The following is a 21,760-nucleotide window of genomic DNA, read 5'->3' as shown; positions in this document are numbered from 1 at the left end:
GTCAGGCGAGCAGCGCAGCAATGCGGTCGCGCAGCGCGGCATCGGGCTGTCGGCCAAAGCCGGCGCGCGCGTTGTCCGCCATGTTGGCGGGCTTGGACGTGGCGGGGATGACGGCCGTGACGGCGGGGTGGCCGATGATGAACTTCAGGAAGATCTGCGCCCAGGAAGTGCAGTCGATCTCGGCGGCCAGTTTGGGCAGCGCCACCCCCTTGACCTGGCGGAACAGCGCGCCGTCCTCGAACGGCCGGTTGATCAGCACGGCGACGCCATTGGCCTGGCACGCGGGCAGCAGCCGCTTTTCAGCGCTACGCGAGGCGATCGACAGGTTCACCTGCAGGAAGTCGGGCTTTTCCTTTTCAACCAGCTCGGTCAGATCGTCGTGGGCATGGTCCGTGTAATGCGTGATGCCGATGTAGCGCGTCACGCCCTGCTGTTTCAGGTCGCGCAGCAGCGCGAGCTGGTTGCGCGTGTCGATCAGATTGTGCACCTGGATCAGGTCCAGCTTGTCGCTGCGCAGCGCCTCTTGCGACTGCCGCACCTGGCGCATCGCGGATTCGTGGCCGCGCGTGCTGATCTTGGTGGCCAGGAACACGCGCTTGCGCAGGCCGCCCTCGCGAGCCAGCAACGCGCCTGTGACAGCCTCGGCCTCGCCGTAGCTGGGCGCCGTGTCGATCAGCGTGCCGCCCGCCTTCAGCATCGTTTCAAGCACCTGGGCCAGCGGCGCCATGGCCGACGCGTCGCTCGGCGATACGTTGAAGGTGTCCGCGGTGCCCAGTCCCACGACGGGCAGCATTTCGCCCGTCGACGGGATCGGGCGTTTGAGCATGGCTTGCGCCGGCTCAGCCGCCCATGCCGGCCACACGGTTCCGAGGAAGGCGGCGCTGGCGGTGGTCTGGAGGAAGCGGCGGCGATCGGGCATGGCGTAGCTCCGGGCAGGAAAAAGGTGAACAGGCGGGCCAAAGGAAGATGGCCAAACAAAGCTGGCCAAAGAAAAAGGGCCTACATGTTGTGCATGCAGGCCCTTTCGGTGCTGGTCTGGCGACGGCGCGTTACTCGCGGTTGCCGCCGAAGATGCCCAGCAGCATCAGCAGGTTCGAGAAGACGTTGTAGACGTCCAGGTAGATGGCCAGGGTGGCGGAGACGTAGTTGGTCTCGCCGCCGTTGACCACGCGCTGCAGGTCAACCAGCATGAATGCCGAGAAGATCACGATGGCGAGCACCGAGATGGTCAGCATCAGGGCCGGCAGTTGCAGGAAGATGTTGGCCAGCGCGGCAACCAGGATCACGACGGCGCCGATGAACAGGAATTTCTGCAAACCCGACAGATCGCGCTTGATGGTCGTGGCCAGCGTGGCCATGGTGCCAAACACGATTGCGGTGCCGCCGAACGCCGTCATGACGAGTTGCGAGCCGTTGCTCATGCCCATCACGAAGCCAAGCAGGCGCGACAGCATGACGCCCATAAAGAACGTGAAGGCCAGCAGCAGGACGACGCCCAGCGAGCTGTTCTTGTTCTTTTCAATGGCGAACATCAGGCCGAAGGCGCCGACCAGGAAGACGATGGCCGACAGGCCGGGGCTGGCGCCCATGACGCGGTTGATGCCGGTGTAGAGGCCGACCGCCGCGCCCAGCACCGTCGGGATCAGCGACAGGGCCAGAAGCCAGTACGTGTTGCGCAGGACCTGGTTGCGAGCGACCTCGCCCGGCGCGCCGGCGACAGAGCCGGAACGGTTAAAAGGGGACGGACGATATTCGTTCATGGAGAACTCCTGTATACGGCAAATATGGTGATTGCCTAGAAGGCTTAGATGCGAAGGATACCTTACAGTTCCCTGAAGAATCCAGTTTGAGAAAGAAGTAGGACTGCCCGTTGCAGGGCAAATTGATCCTGCGCATGGCGGAGGATCACCCTCGCCGAACCTCGTTGAGCACGCGGGAAACAATAGCAGGCAATTCCGCATCGATGCGCGCCTGAAGCTGCTTGACCGCATCGGCAAGCGCCTGCTGCATGAGCTGTTCGACCTCGGCCTGCAGGCGCGCGGCGAGCACGGTGGCGTCGGGCAGCGGGGCGGGGCGCGCGGGGGCGGCCGCTGGCGAAGGCGCCGCCGGCGTGGTCGTTGGCGCTGCAACCGGGGCCGCCGGCTCGGAGGTCCGCGAGACCGGTAACACCGGCGGCTGGTCGTCGCCGGCCACGTCCGTCAGGAGGGGAAACGGGTCATGTTCATATGGGTCGTTTTCGTACACCGGACCCGCCTCGTCGGCCAGTTCGGTCAAGAGCGGCGCATCGGCGTCGTCGTCGGCCGGGTCGTGGAACGAGGGTTCGGCCCGATGGGTCAGGGTGGGGATGCCGGGGTCGGATGGGCGAGCGGGCATGGAAACTCCCGTAGTCTGGTGGAGCGCGGCGCGCGGGCGCGCGTGGGACGGTTCAGCCGCCTTGGGCCTTGCGGCTCAAGTCGTGGCTTTGCGGCGTATGACCGGCCGTCAGGTAGGTTCGCCAGCGCTGCCGGGCCGCCTGCTTGTCGTCGGGGTCGTCCGAGACGATTTCCAGAAGGCGCTCGAAAGCATCGAACCCGGGCGGACAATCGTCGTCGAGGTTCAGCAGCCAGGGCTGGGGCTGGTCGGGCTGCCCCGCCGCCTGCAGGGCCTGCAGCGGATCCCCGGCGGTGAGCACCACCGGAGTTTCAGCGGCCAGCGAATCATTTGCCAGCACGTGCGGCACGAAAGCCGTGTCGTCGAACGCCCAAAGCATCCGGTCGAAGGCGGACAGGCGCGAACCGTCTTTACAGTACACCACCAGCCGCTGCCCTGCCAGGACGCGCTTGCGCACGACCTGGCAGGCCATGCGCAGGCGGTCCGGCGCGCCGAAGGCGAAGTCGATGCGCGTCATGGCGCTGTCGGCGTCCAGCGCTTCAAGCCTGGTCCAGCAGGTATTGCATCAGGAGCGGCACCGGACGGCCCGTTGCGCCCTTGTCCTTGCCGCCGCGCCAGGCGGTGCCGGCGATGTCCAGGTGCGCCCAGGGGTATGCCTTGGCGAAGCGGGACAGGAAGCAAGCCGCCGTGACGGCGCCGGCCGGAGGACCGCCGATGTTGGCGAGGTCAGCGAAGTTGGACTTGAGCTGTTCCTGGTAGGCGTCGTCCATGGGCATGCGCCATGCGGTGTCGAGCGAACGGCGGCCGGCCGAGGCCAGAGCGTCCGCCAGCGCGTCGTCCTTGGAGAACAGGCCGGTGTTGACGTTGCCCAGCGCGACGACGCAGGCGCCGGTCAGCGTGGCGATGTCGATCACGGCCGACGGCTTGAAGCGTTCGGCGTAGGTGAGGGCGTCGCACAGGACCAGTCGGCCTTCGGCGTCGGTGTTCAGGATTTCGATGGTCAGGCCAGCCATGCTGGTGACCACGTCGCCCGGCTTGTTGGCCTTGCCGCTGGGCAGGTTCTCGCATGCGGGAATGAGGCCGACGACATCCAGCGGCAGTTCCAGTTCGGCCAGGGCGCGGAACGAGCCGAGCACGCTGGCGGCGCCGCACATGTCGTACTTCATTTCGTCCATGGTGGCCGCGGGCTTGAGCGAGATGCCGCCCGCGTCGAACGTGATGCCCTTGCCGACCAGCACGATCGGACCCTGCGCGGCCTTGGCGCCCTTCTTGGCAGCCTTGGCGCCGGCGTGGCGCAGCACGATGAAGCGCAGCGCCTCCTCGGAGCCGCGCGCAACCGACAGGAACGAGCCCATGCCCAGCGCCTCGACCTGCTTGCGGTCCAGGACCTCGACCTTCAGGGACTTGAATTCGCGCGCCAGGCGCTTGGCGGTGTCGCCCAGGTAGGTTGGCGTGCAGATATTGCCCGGCAGGTTGCCCAGCGTGCGGGTCAGCTCCATGCCGTTGGCGATGGCGCTGCCTTCGCGCAGGCCCTTCTGGGCCTGTGCCGCGTCGGCGCGCTCGACGACCTGCACGATCTTCTTGAGCTTGGGGCGCGCGTCGCGGTCGGGTTTGCCGAAGCTGGCGTCGTAGTGGTAGACCGCGCTGCCGGCCGCGATCGCGGCGCTGCGGGCACGCGCAATGAGGTCGGTGTCGGCGATGGGATTGGCGAGCAGCGTGGACACGCCTTCGGCAAGCTGGGCGGCGACGCAGGAAGCGGCGAATGCCTGCTCGGCCGACGCGTGGGTGCGGGCCGAGTATTCTTCCTGCTTGCCCAGACCGACCAGGACCACACGCTGCGCGGCGACACCCGGCAGCGTACGCAGGGTCAGCGTCGCGCCGGCGCGGCCGCGGAATTCGCTTTTGACCACCGCACGCACGGCGCCGTTGGAAGCGCGGTCGATGATGTCGGCGGCGGGGCTCAACACGCCGTCCGCGAACACGCCGACGGCGAGGGCCGCGGTTTTGACCTGGTGCAGGGAAGCAGTGGTCTGTGTGCTAAATTCCATGAGGGTTTCCCGTGTGCGTCTGTGTATGATGCGGTCGATTATCCCGCATATTCTCCCATGTCTCTATTCAAACGCTCTGTCGTCAGCGAGATCACCAGTCACGCTGGCGTTGTCTTTTCCACGTTGCTCGTCGTGTGGCTCAGCGTGCTTCTCGTGCGCCTGCTCGGTGAAGCCGCGGGAGGCAACATCGGAGCGGACGTGGTGGTCGTGCTTGCCGCGCTGTCGACCATCACCGCGCTGCCGACCATTCTGGCGGTCTCGATCTTCATCGCGGTGCTGACCACGGTCACGCGAAACTACCGCGAATCCGAAATGGTTGTGTGGTTCGCCAGCGGCCTGTCGCTGGCGGACTGGCTCAAGCCCGTGCTGCGCGTGGCGGTCCCCGTCGCGATTGCCGTGGCAGGCCTGACGCTGGTGGCGTCGCCCTGGGCCTACCGCCAGATCGGCGAATACCACGAACGCTTCGAACAACGCTCCGACCTGTCCAAGGTCACGGCCGGCCAATTTGCTGAATCCTCCGGCGGCAGCCGCGTGTTCTTTGCTGAAGACCCCGTCAATCCCAGCGACGAACTCGGCAATGTCTTCGCGCGCGAGATTGGTCCTGAATGGCTCAGCGTGCTGACCGCAAGCAGCGCGCACAGCGAAACCCTGCCCAACGGCGACCGCTTTCTGGTGCTGGGAGAGGGTCATCGTTACGACCTGAAGCCGGGTACCCCCGAGCTTCGGCTGGTGCACTTCGAAAAATACGGCCTGCGCCTCGAAAGCAAGTCGGGCGGCGACCCTGTCGCCGAGGCCCGTGCGGCGGCAGAGCGGTCCTCCAAGGCGCGCAGCACGCCGCAGCTGGTTGAAGACAACACCAACAGCAGCTGGTCGCAGGTCATGTGGCGGATTTCGCTGCCGCTCGCCGCGCTGAATCTTGCGCTGCTGGCCATTCCGCTGGGCGCGGTAAATCCGCGGCTTGGGCGTTCGGGCGACCTGCTCATCGCCGGTCTGGTCGGTCTGCTCTATATGAACCTGATCAACCTGTCGCGCGCCTGGATCTCCAACGGCAAGCTCAGTTTTGGTCTGGGCGTGTGGCTCATCCACGGCGCCGTCGCGCTGCTGACCGCCTTCCTGCTGATGCGCCGCCTGCGCGTGAAGGCGCCGAAGAACAGCGCTTAGCGTAGCGGGCGCCGCCAGCCGGCGCGCTCAGGGCAGATACTTCATCGTTCCACGCCGGCCTGCCAACAGGTCGGCGTTTTTCAATACCGATTTGCGGATGAACTCCCACAGCACCGTCACGCGCTTGAGCTTGCGCAGGTCTTCGTGGCAGTACATCCAGAACGAGCGCGTGATGGCGATCTCGTCCTGCAGCACGGGTTTCAGCCGCGGATCCTGCGCCGCGATGAAGCACGGCAGGATGGCGAGCGACTGGCCCTGCAGCGCCGCGTGGTACTGAGCCACGACGCTCGTGCTGCGCAACACCACCTTGCTTGCCGGCAGCACGTCTTCCAGATAGCGCAGGCGCTCGCTGAACAGCAGCTCGTCCACATAGCCAATGAACGTGTGATCCGCGAGATCTTCGCGGCGCGTGATGGGCGCATGGTTCGCCAGATAGCCAGGTGTGCCGTACAGCCGCAGCGTGTAGTCGCACAGCTTGCTGCACACATACGGACCGCGCTGCGGGCGCTCGATGGTGATGGCCAGATCGGCCTCGCGCTTGGACAGGCTGACAAAGCGTGGCACGGGCAGGATATCCAGCGTGATGTGCGGATAGCGCCGCTGGAAGTCTGCGGCAAGCGGGGTGAGCACATAGCTGCCGAAGCCTTCGGTGGCGCCGATGCGCAGATGCCCCGACAGCGCCTGCCCGATGCCGGACAGGTTCTCGCGCGCGGTGTGCACGACGCTTTCCATCTGCTCGGCATGGACGAACAGCCGCTGGCCGTCGTCCGTCAGCACGAAGCCCGCGCTGCGGGATTTTTCAAAGAGCAGGGTGTCCAGTTCCGTTTCCAGCGCCCGGATGCGGCGCGACACCGTGGTGTGTTCCACGCCCAGCTTGCGCGCCGCTGCGCTGACGCGCTGCGTGCGCGCCACTTCCAGGAAATACCGCAGGCTGTCCCAATCAAGCAAGATCCATCGCTCCAAGGCCCCGGCAGCACGCTGCAACGCGGGTTTTTATGTGTGTGCATGAATGCACAAGGAATGTGCATTTCTGGTGTTGCTTGTTGATTTTCACACATCTACACTGGATCGGCTGGCCTTGGGCTATGCCCTGGGACCGCAGGCCGCGAAGACGGCGCCACAACGCTAACACTCAGCGCATAAAAACTCAGGAGACAAATCCATGAAATTGCACGCACGCGGGCTCGCCGCAGGCTTGTGTCTGGGCGCCGGTTTGCTTGGGCAGGCCCATGCGGCGGATAAGCCGCCAGTGAAGATCGGCATTCTGACGGATATGTCCGGCACCTATGCCGGCATGGGGGGCGCAGGTTCGGTCGCCGCGGCGCAGTTGGCTATCGACGACTGCCTTGCGGCGGAATGCAAAGGCATGAAGATCGACCTGGTGTCCGCGGACAACCAGAACAAGGCGGACGTCGGCGCCGCGCGCGCCCGTGAATGGTTCGACCGCGACGGCGTCACCGCGATCGCCGACCTCACCAATTCCGCCGTGGCGCTGGCCGTGCAGGGCATCGCCCGCGAAAAGAACAAGGTCGTGATGTTCTCCGGTCCGGCCACCACGGCCCTGACCAACAAGGAATGCTCGCCGGTCGGCTTTCACTGGATGTTCGACACCTACTCGCAGTCGGCGGGCGGCGCCAAAGCCACCGTGCGCGAGGGCGGCAAGTCCTGGTTCTTCATCACCGTCGACTATGCGTTCGGCCACTCGCTGGAGGCCGACACGGCCAAGGCGGTGAAAGCGTTGGGCGGCACGGTGGCCGGCAGCGTGCGGCATCCGCTGAACGCACCCGACTTCGCGTCCTATCTCTTGCAGGCGCAAAGCTCCAAGGCGCAGGTGGTGGCGCTGGCCAACGGCGGCCAGGACACCGTCAACGCGGTCAAGCAGGCGCGCGAGTTCGGCATCGTGGCCGGCGGCCAGCGCCTGGTTTCGCTGCTGATCTTCCTGTCCGACCTGCGTGCGCTCGGCCTGGAGAACGCCCAAGGGTTGTCCTACGTGGACGGCTTTTACTGGGACTACGACGACGCCACGCGCGAGTGGTCCGGCCGTTTCGAGAAGGCCTTCCGCGGCCTGAAGCCCACCATGACGCAGGCCGGCGTGTATTCCAGCGTGCTGCATTACCTGCGCGCCGTGGCCGCCGCCAACAGCACGGATGGCAAGGTCGTGGCCGACAAGATGCGCGAGATTCCCATCAAGGATCCCATCATGCGCAACGCGTCCATCCGCCCGGACGGCCGCGTGATCCACGATATGTACCTGTACGAAGTCAAGAAGCCCGCGGACTCCAAGGGCGGCTGGGACTATTCGAAGCTGGTGGCCACCATTCCGGCGGCCGAAGCCTTCCAGCCCCTGGCCGATTCGAGCTGCCCGCTGGTGAAGAAATAATCCGAGGCCCGCGGGCGTTGTCCCGCGGGCCCGGTTCGATCCAAGAACGCGGATGACCATCCGCATCGACTACGCAGTGTGAGGAGCATCAAAATGAGTGAAGTCCCGCGCGTTCCGCTACTGATCGGCGGCAAGCTTGTGCAGTCCAAAACCACCGAATGGCGAGACGTGATCAACCCCGCCACCCAGGAGGTCGTCGCCAAGGTGCCCTTCGCCACGCGCGAAGAATTGGACCTGGCCGTCTCCAACGCCAAGGAGGCTTTCAAGACCTGGCGCAACGCCGGGCAGGGCGCACGCATGCGCGTCATGCTCAAGTTCCAGGAGCTGCTGCGTGCCAATACCGGCAAGCTGGCCGAGATGATTACCCGCGAACACGGCAAGACGCTGCCGGACGCCGAGGGTGAAGTCGGCCGCGGTCTGGAAGTGGTCGAGCACGCCTGCTCGATCGCCAACCTGCAATTGGGCGAATACGCGGAAAACGCGGCGTCCGGGATCGACGTCTACACGCTGATCCAGCCGCTGGGCGTGTGCGCGGGCATCACTGCGTTCAATTTCCCGGTGATGCTGCCGTGCTTCATGTTCCCCATCGCCGTGGCCTGCGGCAATACGTTCGTGCTCAAGCCCTCCGAGCAGGATCCGACCTCGTCGCTGTTCCTGGCGGAACTGGCGCTGGAAGCCGGCCTGCCGCCCGGTGTGCTCAACGTGGTGCACGGCGGCCCGGAAACGGCCAACGGCCTGTGCGAGCATCCGGACATCAAGGCGGTGTCGTTCATCGGCTCGACCCGCGTGGGCACCGAGATCTACAACCGCGCATCGGCCGCCGGCAAGCGCTGCCAGTCGATGATGGGCGCCAAGAACCACTGCGTGGTTCTGCCGGACGCTGATCCGGAAGTCGCATTGAACCAACTGCTCGGGGCCGCCTTCGGTGCGGCCGGCCAACGCTGCATGGCGTCGTCCGTGGCCGTGCTGGTGGGCGAGGCCCGCAACTGGCTGCCCGATTTCGTCGAACGCGCCAAGAAGCTCAAGGTCAACGCCGGCACGGACCGCCAGGCCGACCTGGGTCCGCTGGTGTCGCCCAATGCGAAAAAGCGCGTGGAAAGCCTGATCCAGAAGGGCGTGGACGAAGGCGCCAAGCTGCTGCTCGACGGCCGCAACCTGAAGGTGGCGGGTTTCGAGGAAGGCAACTTCGTCGGCCCCACCGTGTTCGACGGCGTTGCCGAGAACATGACGATCTACACCGAGGAGATCTTCGGGCCGGTCCTGTGCTGCGTTGGCGTCGAGACGCTGGAAGACGCGGTGGAATTCATCAACCGCAACCCCAACGGCAACGGCGTCGCCCTGTTCACGCAGGACGGGGGCGCCGCGCGCTACTTCCAGAACAACATCGACGTGGGCCAGGTCGGCATCAACGTGCCGATTCCGGTGCCGGTGGCGTGGTTCAGCTTCACGGGTTCGCGCGGTTCCAAGCTGGGCGACCTGGGCCCCAACGGCAAGCAGGCTGTGCAGTTCTGGACGCAGACCAAGACGGTCACCGCACGCTGGTCGGCGCACGCCAAGACCGTCAACACCACGATCTCGATGCGCTAAAAGAGGGGACGCCTTGCTCCTAAGCTTATACGAATAATTCATATAGCAAGGCGTTCTTATTACTTATAATTGGCCCGTCTATCAGGGGCCAATTAATGAACCTCCAGCAATTTCGTTTCGTGCGTGAAACCATCCGGCGCGACTTCAACCTGACCGAAGCCGCCCGGATGCTCTACACGTCGCAGCCCGGCGTTTCCAAGGCCATCATCGAGTTCGAAGACGAGCTGGGCATCAAGATCTTCGAACGCCACGGCAAGCGCATCAAGGGGCTGACCAAGCCGGGTCTTGCTGTGTCGCAGGTGATCGACCGCATCATGCGCGAAGTCGACAACCTGAAGAAAGTCAGCGACGAATTCGCGCGCCGCGATGAAGGCGGCCTGGTCATTGCCTGCACCCACACGCAGGCGCGCTATCTGCTGCCGCGCGTCATTCCCGCGTTCCGCAAGCAATTCCCCAAAGTTCACCTGTCGCTGGCCGAGGGCAGCCCCGCCCAGCTTGCCGAAATGGTCCTGCATGAACAGGCTGATCTGGCGCTGGCCACCGAATCGCTGGCGTTGACGCCGGGCCTGGCCACCTTGCCGGTCTATGCGTGGGAACACACCGTAGTGGTGCGGCCCGATCATCCGCTGGCCGAACTGACCTCCAGCGCCGCCAAGCGCCTGTCGCTGGCGCAACTGGCTGAATACCCCATCGTGACCTACGATCGCGCCTTCACCGGCCGCAGCACGATCGATGAGATCTTTGCCAACCAGGGCATTCATCCGGACATCGTGCTCGAAGCCATCGACGCCGACGTGATCAAGACGTATGTGGACGTGGGCCTGGGCATCGGCATCATCGCGGGCGTCGCCTATGACCCGCGACGTGATTCCAATCTGGTCGGCCTGCCGGTGGGACACCTGTTCGGCACGCATACGACCCGCGTGGGCGTGAAGGCGGGCGTGTTCCTGCGCGATTACGTCTACACCTTCCTGGAAATGCTGGCGCCTTCGCTGACCCGGGCGGTGGTGACCGATGCGGTGCAGGGCGCGCCGAAATAGCCTCTCTGCCGGCTCCCGGCGCCTGCCTCGACAACGCGCGACGTCCTCACGACGTCGCGTTTTTTTTTTTGCCCGATGACCTTGGGGAAAGCGTGAGACGGCTATCCCTTTCCATAAGCTCATAAAAATAATTAAATAAGAACCGATCTCATTTGAGTTGACGAAAAAATAGGAATCATTATCATTACATCCAGGCTCAACGACCCAGTGAGGTAAATCATGACGGCAGGACTTAGTGCAGTGGTAGTGGGCGCCGACCGCCTCGGCAATATTCCCGATCTGCTCAAAGGACACAACATCTCGATCACGCACCACATCAGCGGGCGCGATCCTTCACATCAGAAGAAGACCCTGCAACTGCCCTCGGGCACGCAACTGGTCATCCTGCTTACCGATTTTCTTGGCCACAACGTCATGAAGACGTTCCGCAACGCCGCGCAGCGCGGTGGCATCCGGGTCGTCGCTTGTCGCCGTTCCGTGTGCAGCATGCAGCAGGCGCTGCAGCAATGCGGCCTGTGCCCGCGCGCCGGTACCGTTCATTGATGGGACGCGTCTTGCCGCGCATCCACGACAAACTGGGGAGGCCGATACGGCCTGCGGTCTGAACGCCGCGAAGAGAACAAACAAAAACGCCGCCGGACGAAAGTCTGGCGGCGTTTTGCATTTTGGACGATGGCGGCGGGTAGGCCTGCGTGCGACTATGTTGCCTTGAGTGCGGACAGGGCAGGGCGGTCAGTTTGCCGCGCGGGCCGATGCCATCAGGGTGTTGTCGAGGCGGCGGGCGCCGTTGTAGCGCTTGGACCAGTAGGCCATGGTCATGTTTTCGACACGCACCACGCCGCCGGCGCTGGGGGAATGCACGAAGCGGTCGTCGCCCAGGTAGATGCCAACGTGGGAGTAACGGCGGCCCATGGTGTTGAAGAAGACGAGGTCGCCGGCCTGCAGTTCGTTCTTGGCGACGGCCACGCCTTGCTGGGCGATTTCGGCGGCATTGCGGGGAAGCTTGAGCCCCAGGCCACGTTCGGCCGAGTAAGCGACGAGGCCGCTGCAGTCAAAGCCGGTGTCGGGGGAGCTGCCGCCGAAGCGGTAGCGGATGCCCAGGTGATTCAGGGCTTCGCTGACCATGCCGTTGTCGGTGCCGACACCCGAATGGGTGCGCTGGCGTTCACGCTTGAATTTCTGGACCACCAGCATGCCGATGGGATCATCGGCGGTGGCAACCCACTCCGTTTCGTAAGGATCGATCTCGGACGTATGGGCGGTTGACTTTTGGCTAGTGCTTGCACAACCCGCCAGACCCGCAAAGCATGCAACCAACGCGAGCATGCGCAGACCGCGCTTTGCAAGGCCAGTGGTTGAATTGAATCGCGCGGGTATGGAGTGTCGATGCATTCGCCTGGGGATGATTCACTGAACACAGCAAAAACCGCGCATTAGCCGCGGTTGGGGCCGAGATGTCAGCAAATTCAACAATTATGTGCAACTTCGCGGGGATTCTACCAAACTTTTAGTGCCGGTTCGTTACGTATCGGCCCTAAATATCCATGCAGCGTGGACATCTGGAAGAATTTTTTGACGTGCGGCAAGTCTCGTGCAAGGTTTGCCTACCAGAATGACCGAAATGATTAGACAAAAAATCAATCAGCCTTAAGGCCTATGAACAATACCAGGAGACAGACATGCAAAGAACCCGGGATTTCCACTATCGCTCGGTGAATGACCGCGACGCCTTCTGGCGTGAAGAGGCCACGCGCATCCACTGGGAAACGCCTTTTGACAATGTGCTGGACTTCTCGCGTCCGCCTTTCGCCAGGTGGTTCGTGGGCGGGCGCACCAATCTTTGCTACAACGCCGTGGACCGCTGGCTGCCGACTCAGGCGGACAAGCCGGCGCTGATCTGGGTGTCCACCGAGGTGGACCGTGAGCAGGTCTACACGCGGCAGGACGTCTTCGAGGAAGTGAACGCGGCAGCCGCCATGCTGCGCGAGTTGGGCGTGGAACGCGGCGACCGGGTGCTGCTTTACATGCCGATGGTGCCGGAAGCCGTGTTCACCATGCTCGCCTGCGCGCGCATCGGGGCAGTGCATTCGGTGGTGTTCGGCGGGTTTGCATCCGTGAACCTCGCGCAGCGCATCGACGATGCGTCGCCCAAGGTAGTGGTGTGCACGGACGGCGGCTCGCGGGCCGGCAAGGTCGTGCCGTACAAGCCGCTCCTGGATCGCGCCTTGAGCCTGACCAAGTCGCCGCCGGCCTCGGTGGTGGTGTTCGACCGCGGCCTGGCCCCGTTCGAACCGGTGGCGGGTCGCGACCTGGATTACGCGACGCTGCGTGAACGCCACCGCGGCGCGCGGGTGCCCGTCGAGTGGCTGGAATCGTCCGAGCCCAGCTACATCCTCTACACCTCCGGAACCACCGGCCGCCCCAAGGGCGTGCAGCGCGACACGGGCGGATACGCCGTGGCGCTGGCGTCGTCCATGGAATACCTGTTCGATGGCAAGCCCGGCGACACCTATTTCTGCACCAGCGACATCGGCTGGGTGGTGGGGCATTCCTACATCGTCTACGGACCGCTCATCGGCGGGCAATCGACCATCCTGTACGAGGGAACACCCGTGCGCCCGGACGGCGCGATTCTCTGGAAGCTGGTCGAGCAATTCGGCGTGAACACGCTGTTTTCGGCGCCGACGGCGGTGCGCGTGCTCAAGCGCCAGGATCCCGATCTCTTGCGGCGGCACGATCTGTCCACGCTGCGCGCCGTCTATCTGGCCGGCGAACCGCTCGACGAGCCCACGGCGCAATGGATCTCGGAAGGCCTGGGCAAACCCATCATCGACAACTACTGGCAGACGGAATCCGGCTGGCCGATCCTGTCGGCGCAGCCGGGCGTGGAAAAGGTCGCCACCCGGTTCGGCAGCCCGTCGTTCCCGGTCTACGGCTTTGACGCGCGCATCGTCAGCGAATCCACCGGCGAAGACCTGGGTCCGGACGAGAAGGGCGTGGTCGCCATCGTGCCGCCGCTGCCGCCCGGCGCCATGTCCACCATCTGGGGCGACGACGCGCGCTTCGTCGAAACCTACTTCACGTCGATTCCTGGCCGGCAGGTGTATTCGACCTTCGACTGGGGGCGGGTGGACGCCGATGGCTACTGGTTCATCCTGGGCCGCACGGACGACGTGATCAATGTAGCGGGCCACCGGTTGGGCACGCGCGAGATCGAGGAGTCGGTCAACAGCCACACCGGCATCGCGGAATGCGCGGTGGTGGGTGTGTCCGACCCCCTCAAGGGGCAGGTCGCCATGGCGTTTGCCGTGCTGAAGAATCCCGCCGGCGCCGACACGCCGGAAGCGGCAAAGGCGCTGGAAGCGGATATCATGCGGCTGGTGGAAGAACAGCTTGGGGCGGTGGCAAGGCCGGCCAGGATCCGGTTCGTGGGCGCCCTGCCCAAAACCCGTTCCGGCAAGGTGCTGCGCCGCGCGATCGTCGCGGTATGCGAGTCGCGCGATCCCGGCGACCTGACCACCATGGAAGACCCTAACGCCCTCGAACAGATCAAGGAGTCACTGCAATGAAAACCAAACCCGTGCTGAGCGCCGACGACGTCAAAAAGATCCTGGCCGCGGCCGAAGCACACGCCTTGCAGAACAAGTGGGCCGTCACCATCGCCGTGACCGACGATGGCGGCCATCTGCTGGGCATGCTGCGCCTGGACGATGCGGCGCCGATCTCGTCGCACATCGCGCCCGCCAAGGCCAAGACGGCCGCGCTGGGCCGCCGCGAATCGCGCATCTACGAAGAACTGATCAACAACGGCCGCTACTCGTTCCTGTCGGCGCCGCTGATCGAAGGCATGCTCGAGGGCGGCGTGCCGGTCGTCGTTGACGGCCAGGTCGTCGGCGCGGTGGGCGTCTCGGGCGTCAAGTCGACCGAAGACGTGCAGATCGCGCAAGCAGGCATCGCCGCGCTGGGCCTATGAGCCAGGCGCTGCCGCCGGAAACGCCGGCTGGCGTTTCCGCGCAGGACACCCGGGGGGCGGACAGCGGTCCGCTGAACCCCGGCGTGAAACGGCGCGAAGTCTGGGCCTGGGCCATGTACGACTTCGCGAACTCCGGATACACCACCGTGATCCTCACGGCGGTTTTCAGCACCTATTTCGTCGGTGTCGTCGCCGGGCGTGCCACATGGGCCACGCTCGCGTGGACGTCCGCGCTGTCGCTGTCGTACCTCGTCATCATGCTGACCATGCCTACGCTGGGCGCTCGCGCCGATGCCCGGGCCAGCAAGCGGCGGCTGCTCTACACCAGCACGGCCGGCTGCGTGGCGGGCACGCTGGTCCTGACGCAAGCGGGGCCGGGCGACGTCTGGCTGGCGCTGGCCGCCATCGTCGTGTCCAACTACTGCTATTGCGTTGGCGAATCCGTGGTCGCGGCGTTCCTGCCTGAACTGGCCAAGCCGCAGGCGTTGGGCCGCGTCTCGGGTTGGGGATGGAGCTTTGGCTATTTCGGCGGCATGCTGACGCTGGGGTTGTCGCTTGTCGTGGTGACGCTGGCCGAAGGGCGAGGCGAGACCGCCGAGCAGTTCGTGCCCTGGGTCATTGTGGTGACAGCCTCGGTATTTGCGCTGGCCGCGCTGCCGTCGTTCTTCATGCTGCGCGAGCGCGCCAAGCCGCAGCAGGGCAATCCGCCCGCACTGCACATGCTCAAGCGGCTGGCCTATGCCTGGCGCGAAACGGGCCTGCACTTCCCGGAATTTCGCCGCCTGTTGATGTGCATTGCCTGCTACCAGGCCGGCATCTCGGTCGTGATCACGCTGGCCGCGGTGTATGCCTCGGAAGTCATGGGTTTCACTACGCCGCAGATCATGCTGCTGGTGTTCACCGTGAACATCGGCGCGGCGGCCGGGGCGTTTTCGTTCGGCTACGTGCAAGACCGCATCGGCCACAAGCCGGCGCTGGCCATCACGCTGGTCGGATGGATCGTGATGGTGCTGACGGCTTACGCGGCCGTGACCGCGCCGGTGTTCTGGGTGGCGGCGGTGCTGGCCGGCCTGTGCATGGGCACGACGCAGAGCGCGGGCCGCGCCATGACCGGCGCGCTGGCGCCGGCGGGCCGGCTGGCCGAGTTCTATTCGCTGTGGACCTTTTCCGTGCAGTTGGCCGCCGTGATCGGCCCGTTGACGTACGGGCTGGTGACGTGGGCCACGGAAGGCAATCATCGGCTGGCCATCCTCGTGACGGGGCTGTTCTTCGTCGGCGGACTGGTCCTGTTGTCGCGGGTGGACATGAAGCGCGGCCTCGCCCGGCAGGCCGCCTGAATGCGGTATACGCCAAGCGGGAAGCGGCTGCTATCCTTATGGACTGCCTTGTGCCGCCGCGTCCCGATGCGGCGGCATATGCTGATTGCTTGGCATTGTTGGCGCGCCGCAGTGCGGCGCGTCGTTGGCTTGTGCATGCTGCCCGGTTGGCGCCTTGCGGCGTCTTCCTGCCCGGATCCGGCGCAGACGCATCGCCTTGGGCCTCGTCAATCTGCGGGCTCCGGCCCGCATTTTGCGTAAGGTGCCCGTAAGAGCGCGGCGATACGGTTGCAGGTGGGTAATAAAAAAGCAGCATAAACAACAGAATCACCGATTGGAGACAAGATCATGTCGAACGCTATTGAGTCCGTACTGGTGGAAAACCGCGTGTTTCCGCCGCCCGAGCGCGCCGCGCAGGGCGCCGCGATTTCCAGCATGGACGCCTACAACGCGCTGTGCGCGCAGGTCGAGAACGACTTCGACGGATTCTGGGCCGGACAGGCCCGCGACAATCTGCAGTGGACCAAGCCCTTCACGCAGGTGCTGGACGAGTCCGATGCCCCGTTCTACCGCTGGTTCGGCGACGGCGAACTGAACGTCTCGGCCAATTGCCTGGACGTACACCTGACCAACGGCAACGCCGACAAGACCGCCATCATCTTCGAATCCGACGATGGCAAGGTCGACAAGGTCACCTATCGCGAACTGCTGGCGCGCGTCTGCCGCTTCGCCAATGGGCTGGCGGCGCTGGGCTACAAGAAGGGCGATCGCGCCATCATCTACATGCCCATGTCCATCGAAGCCGTGGTCGCCATGCAGGCCTGCGCGCGCCTGGGCGTGACGCACTCGGTGGTGTTCGGCGGTTTCTCGGCCAAGAGCCTGCAGGAACGCATCGTCGACGTGGGCGCATCGCTCATCATCACCGCCGACGAACAGGTGCGCGGCGGCAAGACCATTCCGCTCAAGCCCGCCGTTGAAGAAGCCATCGCGATGGGCGGCTGCGAAGCCGTCACCAAGGTCGTCGTGTACCGCCGCACGGGCGGCAAGGTGCAGTGGAACGAAGGCCGCGATCTCTGGATGCAGGACGTCGAGGCCGGCCAGCCGGACACCTGCGAGCCGGTGCCCGTCAACGCCGAACACCCGCTCTTTATCCTGTACACCTCAGGTTCCACGGGCAAGCCCAAGGGCGTGCAGCATTCGTCCGCCGGCTACCTGTTGTGGGCGCTCCTGACCGTCAAGTGGACCTTCGACGCGCGCAAGGACGACGTCTACTGGTGCACCGCCGACGTGGGCTGGGTTACCGGTCACACGTACATCACCTACGGCCCGCTTGCTGCTGGCCTGACGCAGATCGTCTTCGAAGGCGTGCCCACGTTCCCCAACGCCGGCCGCTTCTGGGACATGATCGCGCGCCACAAGGTCACCACGTTCTATACGGCGCCGACCGCGATCCGCTCGCTGATCAAGGCGTCTGAAGCCACACCCGACGCGCATCCCAAGAACTACGATCTGGACTCGCTGCGCATCATCGGCACGGTGGGCGAGCCCATCAACCCCGAAGCCTGGATGTGGTATCACAAGAACGTCGGCCGCGAGCGCTGCCCCATTGTGGATACCTGGTGGCAGACCGAAACCGGCGGGCACATGATCACGCCGCTGCCGGGCGCCACGCCCACCAAGCCGGGTTCGTGCACGCTGCCCCTGCCGGGCATTGCCGCTGCCATCGTCGACGAGACCGGCGGCGACGTGGACAAGGGCAATGGCGGCTTCCTGGTCATCAAGCGTCCGTGGCCCGCCATGATCCGCAACATCTGGGGCGATCCGGAACGCTTCAAGAAGAGCTACTTCCCGTCTGAACTGCGTGGCTATTACCTTGCGGGCGACGGTGCGCAGCGCGACGCCGACGGCTACTTCTGGATCATGGGCCGTATCGACGACGTGCTGAATGTCTCGGGTCACCGCCTGGGCACGATGGAAGTCGAGTCGGCGCTGGTGGCGCACGAAATGGTGGCCGAGGCCGCCGTCGTGGGCCGTCCCGACGACACGACCGGCGAGGCCGTTGTGGCCTTCGTCGTGCTCAAGCGCTCGCGTCCGGAAGGCGAAGAGGCCCAGGCCATCGCCAAGCAGTTGCGCGACTGGGTGGCCCGCGAGATCGGTCCCATCGCCAAGCCCAAGGACATCCGTTTCGGCGACAACCTGCCCAAGACCCGTTCGGGCAAGATCATGCGCCGCCTGCTGCGCGTGGTCGCCAAGGGCGAGGAAGTGACGCAGGACGTGTCCACGCTGGAAAACCCCGCCATCCTGGAGCAGCTCGCCAAGCCGCTGTAAATGCAACCGGCCGGATTACACCGGCCGTTTGCAGCGCGACAGGCGCATAATGACGACGCCCGTGCCGGCATGTAGCGGCACGGGCGTCGTCATTCCTGGATTGCCAAATTTCTTCGCATGGAGCCGCACCCGTGAGCAGCAGTTTCGATCGCGCAGGGCTTGCCCTGATGTTCAGCACCATCCTGGTCTGGGCGGGAAGCTGGATCGCGATGAAGCTGATCGTGCCCTACATCGGACCGTTCGACTTCGTGGCCCTGCGCTACGTGACGGGCAGCCTGGTGCTTTTCGCGCTCGCGTTCGCCACGCGCCGGCCGCTGGCAATGCCGCCCTGGAAACTGACCCTCTTGATCGGCCTGACCCAGACGGCGGGCTTTCAGGGCTTCGTCCAGACCGCGCTGGTGGACGGGGGCGTGGGCAAGGTGTCCCTCATGGCCTACACCATGCCGTTCTGGGTCGTGTTGTTCGCGTGGTGGTTGCTGGGCGAGCGGCCCACGGCCCGGCACGCGGCCGGCATCGCGCTCGCCGCCGTCGGCCTGATCTGTTTCGTCGAACCCTGGAACGGGCTGGGCGACATCCGCCCCGTGTTGCTGGGCCTGGGAAGCGGCCTGTGCTGGGGCGTGGGCACGGTGCTGTCCAAGCGCATGTTTGACCGCCATGCGCCGGACGTGATGACGTTCACCGCGTGGCAGATGCTGTTCGGCGGCCTGGTCATGGTGCCCATCGCCTATCTGGTGCCGCAGATGACCGCCCAATGGGGCTGGCCGCTCTGGACCGGCATGACCTACATTGTGCTGATCGCCACTGCGGCGGGCTGGCTGCTGTGGCTGCAGGTCGTGCGCCGCGTGCCCGCGTCGATCGCGGGACTGTCGAGCCTGGGCGTACCCGTGGTGGCCATGCTGCTGGCATGGGCCATCCTGTCCGAGCGTCCCACGCCCGTCGAGGCAGGCGGGATGGTGCTGATCCTGGCTGGCATCTTTGTGGTGAGCCGTGCCGCGCCGGCCGCGCGCGCCGAATGACCTTTCCGAATTCCTGTCCTCTCCAATCCCCTGGAAACTTTCATGATTGATCTGCGTAGCGATACCGTCACCCGTCCCGATGCGGCCATGCTGCAGGCGATGGCCAATGCCCCGCTGGGCGATGACGTGATGGGCGACGATCCCACCGTGATCCGCCTGCAAAAGACGTTGGCCGAGCGCACCGGCAAGGCTGCCGGCCTGTTCTTCCCGTCGGGCACGCAAAGCAACCTGGCCGCGCTCATGGCGCATTGCGACCGCGGCGACGAGTACCTTGTCGGCCAGCTTGCGCACACCTACAAATACGAGGGCGGCGGCGCAGCGGTGCTGGGCAGCATCCAGCCCCAGCCCATCGAACACGCGCCGGATGGATCGTTGCCGCTGGAAAAACTTGCCGCGGCGCTCAAGCCCAAGGGCGACCCGCACTTCGCGCGCACGCGCCTGCTGGCGCTGGAAAACACCTTCCACGGCAAGCTGATTCCGGCCGCGTACATCCAGGCCGCGACGTCCTGGGCGCGCGAGCAGGGCCTTGCCACGCACCTGGACGGGGCGCGCGTATTCAATGCGGCCGTCGCCAGCGGCAAACCCGTGGCCGAGCTTTGCCAGCCCTTCGACTCGGTGTCCATCTGCTTTTCAAAGGGTTTGGGCGCGCCGGTCGGGTCGGTGCTGGTCGGCAGCGAGGAATTGATCGGCCGCGCGCATCGCTGGCGCAAGATGCTGGGCGGCGGCCTGCGCCAGTCCGGCGTGCTGGCGGCCGCCTGCCTGTACGCGCTGGAACACAACGTGGAGCGGCTGGCGCAGGACCACGAGAACGCACGCCTGTTGGCCGAAGGCCTGCGGGGCATTGCCGGCGTCAAGGTGCTGAGCCAGGACACCAACATGGTGTTCGTGGAATTCGAGCCGTCACGCTGCGATGCGCTGACGGCGGCGCTGGGCAAGGAAGACATCCTGATGCGCGCCGTCTATGGCGGTCCGACGCGCCTGGTCACGCATCTGAACGTGTCGGCCGACGACGTGCGGCGCGTGGTCGAGGCCGTGGGGCGGCATTTGCGTTGAGCCGCCTCGGCGATCGCAATCGCGCCGTCGCCGCGAGCTCAGCCGTGGTGCGCGCGGCTGTCCGCGGGCGCCTCGTCGCGCTCCTGCATGCCGTAGTCGCGCAGCACCTGGGCCACGCGCAGACGGTAGTTCTGGAACACGCCGCCGCGCCCGGCCTCTTGCGCGCGGCGGTGCGATTCCAGCGAGCGCCAGCGCAGCACCGCGGCCTCGTCGCGCCAGAATGACAGCGACAGCAGCTTGCCGGGCGTGGACAGGCTTTGAAAGCGTTCGACGGAGATGAATCCGTCGATGGTGCGCAGTTCGTCGATCAGGCCGGCGGCGATCTCCAGATACGGGGCGGGGTCGCCATGGGCGGGCTCGACTTCGAATATCACGGCAATCATGGGTTGCTGTCCTTTTGATAATCAAACTGGGCATGCGCGCGTTGGGGAGCGCGCGATAGCGCAATCGCGTGGGTCTGGATGCGTGACGGCGTCCAGGGGATGGGGGGCGGCATGGCGGGTGGGCGGTGACCGATGCGGGATTCGGCCGCCAGTATCCGCCAGCCCCGCAGGCAACGATTCGGTGTGAGCCGAACTATGCCTGCGCCGCGTCGCCGTCGGCCAGCAACGCCGCGTAGCCCTGCCGTGAATCGGGCCATTGCAGCGACAGGCCGCTGGCGCGCAGGCGCGCATTGCTGAGCTTCTTGCTGCCCACGTTGGCGGGCGCAGGCGCCTCGCGCGGGGCCGGGGCGCCGATCATCCGGGCCAGCTCGGCATACAGGACGTGCAAAGGCAGGGGCGTGTCGTCGCAGCCGATGTACACCGGCGCAACCTCTGGCAGCAGCGCCAGGTGCACCACCGCGGCGGCCGCGTCGTCGATGTGGATGCGGTTGGCCCAATGCTCGGGCTGCACGGGCGCCCCTGCCGCGCCGCTGCGCAGGCGCTCGATGAGCTGCATTCGGCCTGGCCCGTACAGGCCCGCGAGCCGCAGCGCCGCCGAGGAAACCGGCTGTGCGGCGAGCGCGGCCTCGGCTTCGAGCAGCACTTTCCCATTGAAACCTTGCGGCGCGGGCGGCGTGTCTTCGTCCACCCAGCCGCCGTGATGTTCGCCGTACACAGCGCTGGAAGATACGAACACGATGCGCTTCAAGGCGGATCTATCCATCGCTTGCAACACGTTGGCCAGGCCATCCACAAACACGCCGCGGTACGCCTGCGGATCGCGCGCGCCGGGCGAGGGCAGGTGAATGAGCCGCGTGACGCCTCGCGGTAGCGAGGCAAGCGTGTCCGGGCGCGTGATATCGCCCTGCAGCCATTGAACGCCGCTGGCATCGCCGGCGGGCGGGTGGCGGCGCAGCGCATGGACCTCGTCGCCGCGCGCCAGAAAGCGCTGTGCCGCGCGCAGGCCCAGGTCACCGCAGCCGATCAGAAGTACGCGTTCGCTCATGTTGTCGCTCCAGGCAGTCGGAAAAAAAAGGCGCCCCGCGGGGCGCCTTCCGGGCGGGCG

General features: G+C 65.5%; 20 protein-coding genes. 11 read left to right on the top strand and 9 right to left on the bottom strand.

Annotated features, from left to right (window positions below; all coding sequences use genetic code 11):
* Position 1 precedes the first annotated feature (1 nt).
* The 5 genes from MHZ91_RS06725 to MHZ91_RS06705 form a co-directional block, all read right to left on the bottom strand.
* Entirely contained in the window at positions 2-919 is a 918-nt protein-coding gene (locus MHZ91_RS06725; protein WP_218345219.1) for an aldo/keto reductase, read from the bottom strand.
* Between the two features lie 130 nt (positions 920-1,049).
* On the bottom strand, positions 1,050-1,760 hold the full coding sequence (locus tag MHZ91_RS06720) for a Bax inhibitor-1/YccA family protein (protein WP_175122939.1): 711 nt from the start codon (positions 1,758-1,760) through the stop codon (positions 1,050-1,052).
* Positions 1,761-1,905: 145 nt separating this feature from the next.
* Positions 1,906-2,373 carry a hypothetical protein gene (locus MHZ91_RS06715; RefSeq protein ID WP_239213029.1) on the bottom strand — a complete coding sequence of 156 codons (468 nt, stop codon included), beginning with the start codon at positions 2,371-2,373 and terminating at the stop codon, positions 1,906-1,908.
* A 52-nt stretch (positions 2,374-2,425) separates the two neighbouring features.
* Complete coding sequence (locus tag MHZ91_RS06710) at positions 2,426-2,887, bottom strand: DNA polymerase III subunit chi (RefSeq protein WP_191576738.1); 462 nt, start codon at positions 2,885-2,887, stop codon at positions 2,426-2,428.
* A gap of 22 nt (positions 2,888-2,909) precedes the next feature.
* On the bottom strand, positions 2,910-4,418 hold the full coding sequence (locus tag MHZ91_RS06705; RefSeq protein WP_218345216.1) for a leucyl aminopeptidase: 1,509 nt from the start codon (positions 4,416-4,418) through the stop codon (positions 2,910-2,912).
* A gap of 57 nt (positions 4,419-4,475) precedes the next feature.
* On the opposite strand from MHZ91_RS06705, the gene lptF reads away from it, so the two are divergent.
* Positions 4,476-5,579 carry an LPS export ABC transporter permease LptF gene (gene lptF / locus MHZ91_RS06700; protein WP_175122935.1) on the top strand — a complete coding sequence of 368 codons (1,104 nt, stop codon included), beginning with the start codon at positions 4,476-4,478 and terminating at the stop codon, positions 5,577-5,579.
* A 27-nt stretch (positions 5,580-5,606) separates the two neighbouring features.
* On the opposite strand, the gene MHZ91_RS06695 is transcribed toward lptF, so the two are convergent.
* Positions 5,607-6,527 (bottom strand): LysR family transcriptional regulator, encoded by a 921-nt coding sequence (locus MHZ91_RS06695; RefSeq protein WP_175122934.1) that lies wholly within the window; start codon positions 6,525-6,527, stop codon positions 5,607-5,609.
* A 214-nt stretch (positions 6,528-6,741) separates the two neighbouring features.
* Here MHZ91_RS06695 and MHZ91_RS06690 point away from each other — a divergent pair, with 214 nt between their 5' ends.
* The 4 genes from MHZ91_RS06690 to MHZ91_RS06675 all read left to right on the top strand — a co-directional run bounded on the left by MHZ91_RS06690 (position 6,742) and on the right by MHZ91_RS06675 (position 11,129).
* Complete coding sequence (locus MHZ91_RS06690; RefSeq protein ID WP_175137348.1) at positions 6,742-7,959, top strand: ABC transporter substrate-binding protein; 1,218 nt, start codon at positions 6,742-6,744, stop codon at positions 7,957-7,959.
* Positions 7,960-8,052: 93 nt separating this feature from the next.
* A complete protein-coding gene (locus MHZ91_RS06685) occupies positions 8,053-9,546 on the top strand; it encodes a CoA-acylating methylmalonate-semialdehyde dehydrogenase (RefSeq protein WP_218345215.1) in 1,494 nt (497 codons plus the stop codon).
* A 95-nt stretch (positions 9,547-9,641) separates the two neighbouring features.
* A complete protein-coding gene (locus MHZ91_RS06680) occupies positions 9,642-10,586 on the top strand; it encodes a CysB family HTH-type transcriptional regulator (RefSeq protein WP_008161940.1) in 945 nt (314 codons plus the stop codon).
* 219 nt (positions 10,587-10,805) lie between these two features.
* Positions 10,806-11,129: a DUF2325 domain-containing protein gene (locus tag MHZ91_RS06675; protein WP_035212827.1), complete on the top strand. Its 324-nt coding sequence runs from the start codon at positions 10,806-10,808 to the stop codon at positions 11,127-11,129.
* Positions 11,130-11,318: 189 nt separating this feature from the next.
* Here MHZ91_RS06675 and MHZ91_RS06670 read toward each other — a convergent pair whose 3' ends face one another.
* Positions 11,319-11,978, bottom strand: a complete 660-nt coding sequence (locus MHZ91_RS06670; RefSeq protein WP_175122931.1) for a C40 family peptidase — start codon at positions 11,976-11,978, stop codon at positions 11,319-11,321.
* 287 nt (positions 11,979-12,265) lie between these two features.
* Here MHZ91_RS06670 and MHZ91_RS06665 point away from each other — a divergent pair, with 287 nt between their 5' ends.
* The 6 genes from MHZ91_RS06665 to ltaE all read left to right on the top strand — a co-directional run bounded on the left by MHZ91_RS06665 (position 12,266) and on the right by ltaE (position 20,272).
* Positions 12,266-14,155 carry a propionate--CoA ligase gene (locus tag MHZ91_RS06665; protein WP_239213028.1) on the top strand — a complete coding sequence of 630 codons (1,890 nt, stop codon included), beginning with the start codon at positions 12,266-12,268 and terminating at the stop codon, positions 14,153-14,155.
* Positions 14,152-14,559 (top strand): heme-binding protein, encoded by a 408-nt coding sequence (locus MHZ91_RS06660; protein WP_056567970.1) that lies wholly within the window; start codon positions 14,152-14,154, stop codon positions 14,557-14,559. Before MHZ91_RS06665 ends, MHZ91_RS06660 begins: the two co-directional genes overlap by 4 nt.
* Positions 14,556-15,896 (top strand): MFS transporter, encoded by a 1,341-nt coding sequence (locus MHZ91_RS06655; RefSeq protein ID WP_175122929.1) that lies wholly within the window; start codon positions 14,556-14,558, stop codon positions 15,894-15,896. The genes MHZ91_RS06660 and MHZ91_RS06655 overlap by 4 nt, the downstream gene beginning before the upstream one ends.
* Before the next feature lie 327 nt (positions 15,897-16,223).
* Positions 16,224-18,203 (top strand): acetate--CoA ligase, encoded by a 1,980-nt coding sequence (gene acs / locus MHZ91_RS06650; RefSeq protein ID WP_175122928.1) that lies wholly within the window; start codon positions 16,224-16,226, stop codon positions 18,201-18,203.
* A 167-nt stretch (positions 18,204-18,370) separates the two neighbouring features.
* Positions 18,371-19,219 (top strand): DMT family transporter, encoded by an 849-nt coding sequence (locus MHZ91_RS06645; protein ID WP_239213130.1) that lies wholly within the window; start codon positions 18,371-18,373, stop codon positions 19,217-19,219.
* A gap of 42 nt (positions 19,220-19,261) precedes the next feature.
* Complete coding sequence (gene ltaE, locus MHZ91_RS06640; protein ID WP_239213027.1) at positions 19,262-20,272, top strand: low-specificity L-threonine aldolase; 1,011 nt, start codon at positions 19,262-19,264, stop codon at positions 20,270-20,272.
* 38 nt (positions 20,273-20,310) lie between these two features.
* Here ltaE and MHZ91_RS06635 read toward each other — a convergent pair whose 3' ends face one another.
* Both MHZ91_RS06635 and MHZ91_RS06630 read right to left on the bottom strand, forming a co-directional pair.
* On the bottom strand, positions 20,311-20,655 hold the full coding sequence (locus tag MHZ91_RS06635; RefSeq protein ID WP_239213026.1) for an antibiotic biosynthesis monooxygenase: 345 nt from the start codon (positions 20,653-20,655) through the stop codon (positions 20,311-20,313).
* A gap of 193 nt (positions 20,656-20,848) precedes the next feature.
* Positions 20,849-21,700 (bottom strand): NAD-dependent epimerase/dehydratase family protein, encoded by an 852-nt coding sequence (locus MHZ91_RS06630; RefSeq protein WP_239213025.1) that lies wholly within the window; start codon positions 21,698-21,700, stop codon positions 20,849-20,851.
* Positions 21,701-21,760: the final 60 nt, after the last annotated feature.

Origin of the sequence: Achromobacter sp. ACRQX, from assembly GCF_022346505.1 — a bacterium.
In the GTDB taxonomy this organism is placed as follows: domain Bacteria; phylum Pseudomonadota; class Gammaproteobacteria; order Burkholderiales; family Burkholderiaceae_B; genus Achromobacter; species Achromobacter animicus.
The sequence above is the reverse complement of the archived record's forward strand: the minus strand, read 5'-3'. Positions and strand labels throughout refer to the sequence as shown.

What these genes read in the sequence shown, in the direction of transcription:
- MHZ91_RS06725 (WP_218345219.1), bottom strand. Translation starts at nt 919, where the DNA reads ATGCCCGATCGCCGCCGCTTCCTCCAGACCACCGCCAGCGCCGCCTTC.
- MHZ91_RS06720 (WP_175122939.1), bottom strand. Translation starts at nt 1,760, where the DNA reads ATGAACGAATATCGTCCGTCCCCTTTTAACCGTTCCGGCTCTGTCGCC.
- MHZ91_RS06715 (WP_239213029.1), bottom strand. Translation starts at nt 2,373, where the DNA reads ATGCCCGCTCGCCCATCCGACCCCGGCATCCCCACCCTGACCCATCGG.
- MHZ91_RS06710 (WP_191576738.1), bottom strand. Translation starts at nt 2,887, where the DNA reads ATGACGCGCATCGACTTCGCCTTCGGCGCGCCGGACCGCCTGCGCATG.
- MHZ91_RS06705 (WP_218345216.1), bottom strand. Translation starts at nt 4,418, where the DNA reads ATGGAATTTAGCACACAGACCACTGCTTCCCTGCACCAGGTCAAAACC.
- lptF (WP_175122935.1), top strand. Translation starts at nt 4,476, where the DNA reads ATGTCTCTATTCAAACGCTCTGTCGTCAGCGAGATCACCAGTCACGCT.
- MHZ91_RS06690 (WP_175137348.1), top strand. Translation starts at nt 6,742, where the DNA reads ATGAAATTGCACGCACGCGGGCTCGCCGCAGGCTTGTGTCTGGGCGCC.
- MHZ91_RS06685 (WP_218345215.1), top strand. Translation starts at nt 8,053, where the DNA reads ATGAGTGAAGTCCCGCGCGTTCCGCTACTGATCGGCGGCAAGCTTGTG.
- MHZ91_RS06680 (WP_008161940.1), top strand. Translation starts at nt 9,642, where the DNA reads ATGAACCTCCAGCAATTTCGTTTCGTGCGTGAAACCATCCGGCGCGAC.
- MHZ91_RS06675 (WP_035212827.1), top strand. Translation starts at nt 10,806, where the DNA reads ATGACGGCAGGACTTAGTGCAGTGGTAGTGGGCGCCGACCGCCTCGGC.
- MHZ91_RS06670 (WP_175122931.1), bottom strand. Translation starts at nt 11,978, where the DNA reads ATGCATCGACACTCCATACCCGCGCGATTCAATTCAACCACTGGCCTT.
- MHZ91_RS06665 (WP_239213028.1), top strand. Translation starts at nt 12,266, where the DNA reads ATGCAAAGAACCCGGGATTTCCACTATCGCTCGGTGAATGACCGCGAC.
- MHZ91_RS06660 (WP_056567970.1), top strand. Translation starts at nt 14,152, where the DNA reads ATGAAAACCAAACCCGTGCTGAGCGCCGACGACGTCAAAAAGATCCTG.
- MHZ91_RS06655 (WP_175122929.1), top strand. Translation starts at nt 14,556, where the DNA reads ATGAGCCAGGCGCTGCCGCCGGAAACGCCGGCTGGCGTTTCCGCGCAG.
- acs (WP_175122928.1), top strand. Translation starts at nt 16,224, where the DNA reads ATGTCGAACGCTATTGAGTCCGTACTGGTGGAAAACCGCGTGTTTCCG.
- MHZ91_RS06645 (WP_239213130.1), top strand. Translation starts at nt 18,371, where the DNA reads ATGTTCAGCACCATCCTGGTCTGGGCGGGAAGCTGGATCGCGATGAAG.
- ltaE (WP_239213027.1), top strand. Translation starts at nt 19,262, where the DNA reads ATGATTGATCTGCGTAGCGATACCGTCACCCGTCCCGATGCGGCCATG.
- MHZ91_RS06635 (WP_239213026.1), bottom strand. Translation starts at nt 20,655, where the DNA reads ATGATTGCCGTGATATTCGAAGTCGAGCCCGCCCATGGCGACCCCGCC.
- MHZ91_RS06630 (WP_239213025.1), bottom strand. Translation starts at nt 21,700, where the DNA reads ATGAGCGAACGCGTACTTCTGATCGGCTGCGGTGACCTGGGCCTGCGC.